This window comes from Streptomyces sp. NPDC054840 (assembly GCF_053611065.1).
This window is the reverse complement of sequence record NZ_JBSGZP010001041.1, coordinates 1-1,691: the sequence shown is the minus strand read 5'-3', so window position 1 is coordinate 1,691 and position 1,691 is coordinate 1. Positions and strand designations below refer to the sequence as shown.

The window sequence follows — 1,691 nt, the reverse complement described above, 5'->3', positions numbered from 1 at the left end:
CCCCAGGAAACCCGGCTCCGCCGGGCACCGGTCTCACCCGCCGGAGGGGCGGAAGACGGCCGGAGGTGCTGGATGCGCCGGGCGACACCGGAATGGCTGAGCCGCAGGCTCCGCCCCACGGCCTACGGGGCCGGCGGGTCGTCGTGGAGGAGGCGTTGGAAGAGGCGGTGGTCGCGCCAGGCACCGTCGATGTGCAGGTAGCGCGGCGCGAGGCCGAACCGCTCGAAGCCCGCCTTCGCCAGCACCCGCTGCGAGGCCAGGTTGTCGACCAGGGTGCCGGCCTCCACGCGGTGCAGGCCCAGCTCGTCACGGGCGACCCGGCAGATCTCCGCCACGGCCGCGGTGGCCAGCCCCTTGCCGTGCCAGGCCGGGTCGACCCAGTACCCCACACCGCCGCTGCACAGCGGCCCGTACGCGATGGAACCGAGGTTGATCGCGCCGACGGGTGCGCCGGTGGCCGTCTCGACGAACACGTACGGGGCGATCCGCCCCGCGTCCCGCTCGGCGAGCACGCCCTCGATCCGTTCCCGCTGGCCGTCCTCCGTGTAGAAGGCGTCCGGCCGGACCGGCTCGAAGCGCGCCATGAAGGCCCGGTTCCGCGCGAACGCCTCGGCCAGTCCCGCCGCGTCGCCGAGCGCGACGCCCCTCATCTCGACCCCGTCACCAATGATCATCCCGGCACGCTAGCCGAGGCTCCCCCGGGCCGTCACCGCGTCCGCCGGGAGCCCCCCGTATTTCACCTCCCCGCCGGCGTCCAGCGAGAGCCGGTACCCCCGCTTGACCACCGTCTGGATGAGGTTCGGGGCCCCGAGGGCCACCCGCAGACGGGCCATCGCCGTCTCCACGGCGTGCTCGTCCCGCCCCGCGCCCGGCAGCGCACGCAGCAGTTCCGCGCGGGACACCACCCAGCCCGGCCGCCGGGCCAGCGCCCGCAGCAGGGCCATCCCGGCGGGCGGTACGGGGCGCAGCTGGGCGTCCACCAGGACCGCGTGCCCCCGGATCTCCACCCGGTGCCCGGCCACCGGCAGCACCCGGGCCCGGCCGGGCAGCTCCTGGCAGAGCAACTGCACCAGCGGGCCCAGCCGGAACCGCTCCGGCTGCACCGTCTCCACCCCGTGCGCCTGCAACGGCAGCGCGGTCACCGGCCCGACGCAGGCGGACAGCAGCCTGCCGCGCAACGCGTCCAGCACGGCCTCCTGCAGCCCCCGCTCCTCGGCCCGGGACAGCAGCGAGGCCGCCGCGGGCGCCGAGGTGAAGCTGACGGCGTCCACCCCGCCGCCGATGACCGCGTCCAGCAGCCGGTCCAGCGGCGCGAGGTCCTCCGGCGCCATCCACCGGTACACCGGGACCACCACCACCTCGGCCCCACCGGCCCGCAGTGCCTCGACGAAGCCGGGGAGCGGCTCCCCGTGCAGCTGGAGCGCGATCCGCCGGCCGTCCACCCCGGCCGTCAGCAGCCGCTGGAGCACCTCGGCGAGCGATTCCGAGTCGGGGGACCAGGTCTCCACGAGCCCGGCGGCCCGGATGGCGCCCTTGACCTTCGGCCCGCGCGCCAGCAGTTCGGAGGCGCGCAGCCGCTCCAGCAGTTCCTCGCCGACGCCCCACCCGTCGGCCGCCTCGATCCACCCCCGGAAGCCGATGGCGGTGGTGGCCACGACCACGTCCGGTGCGCAGCCGATCAGTTCCTTCGT

At 75.8% G+C, this 1,691-nt stretch carries 2 protein-coding genes; both read right to left on the bottom strand.

Features of this window, described 5'->3' with window-relative positions; genetic code table 11:
* Positions 1–122: 122 nt before the first annotated feature.
* Positions 123–674: a GNAT family N-acetyltransferase gene (locus ACWGIU_RS37265; RefSeq protein ID WP_453712493.1), complete on the bottom strand. Its 552-nt coding sequence runs from the start codon at positions 672–674 to the stop codon at positions 123–125.
* A gap of 9 nt (positions 675–683) precedes the next feature.
* A partial coding sequence (locus tag ACWGIU_RS37260; protein WP_453712492.1) for a uroporphyrinogen-III synthase occupies positions 684–1,691 on the bottom strand: 1,008 nt, incomplete at its 5' end.